This window comes from Shigella sp. FC1967 (assembly GCF_001743005.1).
GTDB lineage: Bacteria > Pseudomonadota > Gammaproteobacteria > Enterobacterales > Enterobacteriaceae > Proteus.
The window spans coordinates 1-6,955 of the sequence record NZ_MIIZ01000592.1 but is presented as its reverse complement, the minus strand read 5'-3'; the positions used below and the strand labels follow the sequence as shown (position 1 = coordinate 6,955).

The window sequence follows — 6,955 nt, the reverse complement described above, 5'->3', positions numbered from 1 at the left end:
ATCTAGCTATCATTGTGTCGGGATCAAAGTCATTGATGGCGCGATAAAAATCCCGAAAATCGCACCGATTGAAGCGCGTTTACATCGTGAAATTACGGGTAGCCAATGCCCGTGCTGATTTTCAACACAAGCTCTCTCGTGCAATTATTGACGAAAACCAAGCGGTAATTGTCGAGACACTGAAATCGGCGAATATGATGAAAAACCACTGTCTGGCTCGCGCTATCGGTGATGCAGGCTGGCATGGTTTTATCACAAAGCTGGAATACAAAGCCGCAGAAAAAAGGCGTCCATCTGGTAAAACTGGATCAATGGTTTGCCAGTTCGAAAACCTGTCATTGTTGCGGTCATAAAATGTCAGAAATGCCACTACATAAGCGTATCTGGCAATGCCCTGAATGTGGAGTTGAACATGACCGAGATATCAATGCGGCAATCAATATCCGACACAAGGGCATATTGGAATTACAAGCGGCGGGACTCGTCGTTTCAGCCCATGGAGACCAGTGTAAATCCGTCGTACAGAGGGTTGCGGTTTGAGAAGTGGGAAGCCTCACCGTTTACGGTGGGGAGCAGTCACTATTAATGTGTTATTTTAAACGTCATAAATACAGACCATTTAATACTGAATAACAAAGAGAGTGTTGTTATGCCTATATGGGTTGATGCTGATGCATGTCCAAAAGTAATCAAAGAAGTGTTATATCGTGCAGCAGATAGAGAAAAAATCATTATTACTTTTGTTGCTAATCAACGATTAATTGTACCCGCATCACCTTTCTTACGCACATTACAAGTTTCTGCTGGGTTTGATGTCGCTGACAACGAAATTGTTCGCCGCACCAATAAAGATGACTTGGTTATTACCGCTGATATTCCCTTAGCTGCTGAAGTTATAGAAAAGGGCGCAGTCGCTCTGAATCCAAGAGGTGAACGTTATACTGAAGCCACTATTCGAGAACGTTTAAATATACGTGATTTTATGGATACGATGAGAGCAAGTGGTATTCAAACTGGAGGTCCTGCAAGTTTAAGTCAACGTGACCGCCAACTTTTTGCGAATGAATTAGATAAGTGGTTTTTGCAACAAAAAAAAACGCGTTTAATTTACTCAGTAATAAATGCTTTTAATCAACAAACGGGCATAGAGATTATTGCCCGTTTTTCTTTAAGATAAACTTTAACTTATGTCTTCGTTAAAAATGAGATCAGACATAACGCTTTGTGCCTAAAATACTTGGTTTCTTCCCTTTAAAAACATGAGGACCATCCATCGTTAATTTAAGCTCATCGCCATTACGTGTTAACCAAGGTGTCGCTTCACTGCCTACTCTTGATGTTACACCTGATGGTTTTAATGTAATGCTATCTTGGTCAATCTCAATAATACCAATGACATAGGTATAAATCATATTATTGAAAAAGCCTTTCTTATATTCACAAGAACATTCAACAACTTGATTTCCATATTCCATACGCATTGTTGGTTTTAATGAGGCAACAGAAACGCAACCATTACTAATCGCAGAGTAAACACTACAAACCAACGCGACTTTACCGCCCATTAATTGGGAAATAGCAGGGTTAATTTCAACTGTTTCGCAACCAGGTTGTTCTTGACTAACACTCACGACATCACCAGTATGGAAGACAAAAGGATCTGAATTAAAAGCACCACTTTTATCTGGAGCTTGAATAATAGACATTTGACCATTCGGGCGTAAAATTCCTACACGAAGATCTAAATCATCATTATCTTTTCCATCTCCATTATCTATCCATGTCGCACTCACTAAAATACGTTTAGGCGCATCATTGCCTTTTAGTAATGAAACACGATGACTACTATCAGATTTAGTCAGTTTAACTACACTTTTTTGTATATTAATAGGCGTCGGAGGTGGCGTAACAACGGGAGTAGGCTCTTCAACTTCAACACCATAAAGATTACATAAGCCAGCAAGTCCAGAAGCAAAACCTTGCCAAACAGCGCGAACTTTATTTTGGCCATTTCGAACATAAAGTTCTAAAACAATAATACCTGTCTCTTGTGAAAACTGGCTTGGTACTAACTCAATAACGTCATTATTTATCAACACTTGTGCTTTTAACTGATTAACAACAGCAAAACCACCAGCACTACCATCTTGCGTTAATGTAATTGCTATTTTAGTAATATTTGCAGGTAAACGAGAAAAATCAAAATCAATACTATGAATAACTGTTGAGCCTTGCGTTATCGGTGAAATAAATGAAGCCGCCCCAGAGGAGTGATGAGGTGCATTAAAGAACACCATATCGTCGTCATTAACGACTTTTCCTGATCCTGTTACTAAAAATGCTGTCAGATTAATATCAAGATTATCACCTACTGCATGAGATACTTTAACTTGCCCTTTATTTTCGCTAAGGGATGTATTTTCACCAGGTTGCAACGTTTTACTCATTAAACCACTCCTTGATTGATAAGACTAACTGCAAGAAATTTAGGCAACGAATGCGATAATAACTTTAATTAATTATTTATTCGGTGATCTCTTTCACTTTCAATTGATATCAAAAACCAATGAATTTATCTATAATCTTAGGGAAATTTTCCCATCACGACGAGAGGTAATAATGTCATTTTCTAAATCTATGCTTGCTTTGGCTGTCATGGCTGTCTCCTTTTCTAGTTATGCAGCAAAACAGGCTGATTTGATGATAGTTGACGGCACTGTTCTAACTATGGATCAACAAAATAAAATCATTGAGCAGGGTACTGTTGTCGTAAAAGAAAATAAAATTATTGCCGTTGGTGGTCCTGAGCTTTCTAAAGAATATCAAGCTAATAAAGTATTAGATGTTGATGGTGATATTGTGATGCCGGGTTTAATTAATACCCATACTCATGGTTCGATGACTGTATTTCGTTCATTAGCTGATGATGTGCCAGACAGACTCCACCGTTATATTTTCCCACTTGAAAGCAAAATGGTTTCACGCGAAATGGTCAGAGTAGGTGCTGATCTTGCAAATATCGAAATGGTAAAAGGTGGCGTAACAACTTACGTTGATATGTATTATTTCGAAGATGAAGTAGCTAAAACTGTGGATAAAATGGGGAATCGTGCGGTACTAGGAGAATCTGTTATTAATTTCCCTGTTGCTGATGCGAGCACACCAGAAGAAGGTATCCAATACGCAGTAAACTTTATTAAAGAATATAAAGATCACCCTCGTATTACCCCAGCATTTGCACCACATGCCCCTTATACCAATACCACAGAAAACCTTCAGAAAATTGCTAAGTTATCAATAGAACTTGATGTTCCTGTTATGATCCATTTAGCTGAAACCGACCGTGAACAAGAAGAAATCGCTAAACGTACTGGCGGGAAAAGTCCCGTTCAATATATGGCAGATATCGGAGCGTTAAATAATAAAGTGATCGCGGCTCACGCAATTATGGTCGACGATAAAGATATTGATTTACTGAAAAAATATGATGTTGGTGTCGCTCATAATATAAGCGCAAATACTAAATCAGCAAAAGGTGTCGCGCCTGTTGTCACAATGCTAGAAAAAGGGGTTCGTGTAGGTTTAGGCACTGATGGCCCAATGTCAAGTAATACGCTAACGACCATGAATGAGCTAAATCTCGTGGGTAAAATCCATAAATTAGAGAATAAAGATCGTGCTGCTATGCCACCATTAACTGTTGTCGAGTTGGCTACAATAGGTTCAGCAAAAGTATTACACATGGAAGATAAACTGGGATCTTTAGAATCAGGAAAACTTGCAGATATTATTGTTGTTGATACTAAATCACCTAATATGGTGCCAATGTATAGCCCTTATGCAGCATTAGTTTATGGTGCAAATGGAAGCAATGTTCGCCATACCATTGTTGATGGAAAAATCTTAATGGAAGATCGCCAATTATTAACCCTTGATGAAAAAGCCATTATTAAAGAAGCACAAGATTTCTCCAATAAAAGTACGTAAAACGGTTATCGACAGCGGTAGAAGTTGTTAAATAAAAACCAATAACAATATTTTTATCCAAGGCAGTTTGTTTTTTTTAAAACTGCCTTTTTTATTGCTTATTAGCAATACTTTCTCTTATTTTTATCTAAATAAGTCCATATAAAGCCAACAAAAGCTAAATATCTATCTATCATTAAGATAATCCTTATTATTTATAATATTCATTTTATTAAAAGCGATAACACACTGTTTTATTTATTTTTTTACCTTTTTTACCTATTAGATCTTTAAGTTTATTCTGTTATCTAATTTATTAGAGATGCAATACTATCTAAATATACTTGTACAACAGCGCATCTCTATGTTGCAGTTCACACTAATGCTGCTCATCACCTATGGATAGAATGAAAATGATGATTATACCCAATAAACTTACACTCTCGATGATTACATTATCTATTGTTAGTGTAACGAGTGTTTTTGCTAATGAAATCAATTCAATAGAGCCAACCAAACCACTTAGTTATGATATAAAACTCAATCAAGCAACTCTTTTTTTACGGGGTGCTGAACTAGATAATGATATAACACTCAATTTACCAGCAGGGCAGAGTGACGTTGTTTTATCTAATGTTGCAAACAATATTGATCCTAAAAGTTTATCAATTAGTATTGATAATGATGATGTGATTATTAACACAATTAACGTTAAAAAAATTCCTATTGCCCCTAGTTATCCCTCTGCAATTGCAATATTGATGGAAAAGCAAAAAGATATTAATAAGAAAATTGAAGGATTAAATATCAATATTAGTGTGGGTGATGAACAGATTGCTTTATTAAAAGACCAATCATTTTTTGGTCATGATGAAACTCAGTCATTAGAACACTCATCGCAAAAATTTTGATTTTATTAGCCAAAAAATGACTGCTATTCTAAATAAACAAAATATGCACGTGAAGAAATTGCTGAACTAACAGAAACAATCTGAAGAATTAAGCAGACAAATAGAAATTGATATGCCAACTATCGCAAAAGAGAAAACACAAATTGTTTTATCTTTAAGCACATCAAAAAATCTAACCAGTAAAATGCGTATTTCTTATATAACACCAGATGCCGGATGGTCGCCGGCTTATGATATTCGAAGCCAAGGAATGGATAAACCGATATTACTCACCTACAAGGTGGATGTTATTCAACATACAGGACTCAATTGGGATAAAGTAAAACTAGTCTTAACATCCACAAATCCATCTTTAAATATTACTGCACCAACTTTATCACCATGGTATCTCGCTCTTTACAATGATAATGCTAAATTTAGAAATAAAAGTATGAGCATGGAGATGGCATCTCCAGTAGCACCATCTCCCGCAGCAATGAGAGAAGAAAGCTATGAAAAACAATTAAATAAAGGTGTAACACGATATGTAACAACCAACAATAATGGGATTAATTTAAGCCATACTATCGCGTTACCTTACACTTTAAAAAATAGCACAGAACCTAATACACTAGTGATTAATCAAAAAGAAGTTGTTGCAGATTATCGCTATTTAACGACGCCCAAATTAGTTGAAGAAGTTTATTTACAAGCTGAAGTAAAAGATTGGGAAAAACTTAAATTTACTCAATGGTCGTGCGAATATCTACTATATGAATAGCTTTGTTGGTAATAGTTATATTAATACTAACGAATTAACAGAGTTACTTAGCATTCCATTTGGGATAGATAAAAATATTCAAATTAGCCGTATTAATAATGAAAAGATAAGAAAAGAGCCGATTTTTATTGGTACAACAGTTGAACAAAAAGAGAGTTATACTATTAAAGTCAGAAACACTTACAACGCTCCTGTCAAAGTCACTATTTACGATCAATTACCACTTAGCCAAGAAAATAATATCACTGTCGCAGATGCGGTTTATAAAGATGGCGAGCTTGATAAAAATACTGGCGAAATTAAATGGGATATTACATTAGGTGCAAAAGAGGAAAGATCATTACCTCTAAATTATACGCTTTCATATCCTAAGAATAGAAAAATCATGGGGTTATAATTCTCCTATCTAAATTAAAAAAAATAAAATAGAAAGGGTGCATTGCACCTTTTCTATTTTTTGCCAACTAGTTAAGCAAAGTTTTTGCCACTTCAGTTGCAAGTAAATCAACATCATAGTTTTCACGATTAGAAAGCACTGTAAGAGTAAGTTTTGATTGTGGAAAACGCATAAAATAGGTTGAAGTTCCCATCCATCCCCCTGAATGTTCAAAGCTTATTTCACCTAGAGTATGATTAATAAAAAGACCAAATCCATAAGCTTCATAATCAATGACTAACTTACCGTCACGCGTAAAATTAGAAAAAGGTTGTGTCATTTTTGCAATAAGCTCGGCATCACCTACTTTTGCTGTACTAAAATTTTCACCCCATTTCATTAAATCACTTGCGCTTGAATGTACTGCGCCATCACCAGTATGCGTCCATGGACTTTCTGATAATTCATAGTGTCCTTGCGCATTTTTCGCATATCCAGACACAATAGGATTTATTGTAGGATATTCTTCAACAATAAAAGTATCGTTCATTTGTAATGGCTCAAAGATACGCTCTCGAGCAAAAACTGAAAATCGTTGCTGGCTTACTCGCTCAATGATCTGAGACAGCAAAAAATATCCAGTATTGTTATATTCAAATTTACTGCCAATAGGGTAATAGGTCTTTGTTTGCTTTACGATATCAGCAAAACTTTCTTCTGGCGTAAGCGGTGTTGTATAAGAAATGCCTCGTTCAAACGCTAATTCCATATAATCAATTAACCCACTGGTATGGAAAACTAAATCGCTAATCGTGATCGCTTTGGCATATGCACATAACTCAGGTAAATAGATAAGAATGGAATCATCAAGTGACAATTTTCCTTCTTTAGCTAAAAGCATATAGAAAAGCAGTAAATTGACTTTGAAACAGAACGCCTAAA

General features: G+C 35.8%; 5 protein-coding genes and 3 pseudogenes. 6 read left to right on the top strand and 2 right to left on the bottom strand.

Annotation, left to right across the window (positions count from 1 at the left end; translation table 11 throughout):
• Together BHE89_RS25175 and BHE89_RS06325 are read left to right on the top strand one after the other, a co-directional pair.
• Positions 1 to 540 (top strand): annotated as a pseudogene (locus BHE89_RS25175) (RNA-guided endonuclease InsQ/TnpB family protein); the annotation flags it as partial.
• 109 nt (positions 541 to 649) lie between these two features.
• Positions 650 to 1,099 (top strand): annotated as a pseudogene (locus BHE89_RS06325) (YaiI/YqxD family protein); the annotation flags it as partial.
• 109 nt (positions 1,100 to 1,208) lie between these two features.
• On the opposite strand, the gene BHE89_RS06320 reads toward BHE89_RS06325, so the two are convergent.
• Positions 1,209 to 2,447, bottom strand: coding sequence for a TerD family protein (locus BHE89_RS06320; RefSeq protein WP_069369157.1), 1,239 nt, complete (start codon positions 2,445 to 2,447; stop codon positions 1,209 to 1,211).
• Between the two features lie 172 nt (positions 2,448 to 2,619).
• Here BHE89_RS06320 and BHE89_RS06315 point away from each other — a divergent pair.
• From BHE89_RS06315 to BHE89_RS06300, 4 genes and pseudogenes are all read left to right on the top strand, one after another.
• Positions 2,620 to 4,018, top strand: a pseudogene (locus BHE89_RS06315) (amidohydrolase).
• A gap of 355 nt (positions 4,019 to 4,373) precedes the next feature.
• Positions 4,374 to 4,877, top strand: a complete 504-nt coding sequence (locus BHE89_RS06310) for a DUF4140 domain-containing protein (protein ID WP_216080987.1) — start codon at positions 4,374 to 4,376, stop codon at positions 4,875 to 4,877.
• Between the two features lie 112 nt (positions 4,878 to 4,989).
• Positions 4,990 to 5,637, top strand: a complete 648-nt coding sequence (locus BHE89_RS06305) for a DUF4139 domain-containing protein (protein WP_128860355.1) — start codon at positions 4,990 to 4,992, stop codon at positions 5,635 to 5,637.
• Positions 5,630 to 6,034 carry a DUF4139 domain-containing protein gene (locus BHE89_RS06300; RefSeq protein ID WP_128860354.1) on the top strand — a complete coding sequence of 135 codons (405 nt, stop codon included), beginning with the start codon at positions 5,630 to 5,632 and terminating at the stop codon, positions 6,032 to 6,034. The genes BHE89_RS06305 and BHE89_RS06300 overlap by 8 nt, the downstream gene beginning before the upstream one ends.
• A gap of 67 nt (positions 6,035 to 6,101) precedes the next feature.
• Here the strand turns inward: BHE89_RS06300 and BHE89_RS06295 are convergent, their stop codons facing one another.
• Positions 6,102 to 6,914: a serine hydrolase domain-containing protein gene (locus tag BHE89_RS06295; protein WP_286145947.1), complete on the bottom strand. Its 813-nt coding sequence runs from the start codon at positions 6,912 to 6,914 to the stop codon at positions 6,102 to 6,104.
• Positions 6,915 to 6,955 lie beyond the last annotated feature (41 nt).

What these genes read in the sequence shown, in the direction of transcription:
- BHE89_RS06320 (WP_069369157.1), bottom strand. Translation starts at nt 2,447, where the DNA reads ATGAGTAAAACGTTGCAACCTGGTGAAAATACATCCCTTAGCGAAAAT.
- BHE89_RS06310 (WP_216080987.1), top strand. Translation starts at nt 4,374, where the DNA reads ATGAAAATGATGATTATACCCAATAAACTTACACTCTCGATGATTACA.
- BHE89_RS06305 (WP_128860355.1), top strand. Translation starts at nt 4,990, where the DNA reads ATGCCAACTATCGCAAAAGAGAAAACACAAATTGTTTTATCTTTAAGC.
- BHE89_RS06300 (WP_128860354.1), top strand. Translation starts at nt 5,630, where the DNA reads ATGAATAGCTTTGTTGGTAATAGTTATATTAATACTAACGAATTAACA.
- BHE89_RS06295 (WP_286145947.1), bottom strand. Translation starts at nt 6,914, where the DNA reads ATGCTTTTAGCTAAAGAAGGAAAATTGTCACTTGATGATTCCATTCTT.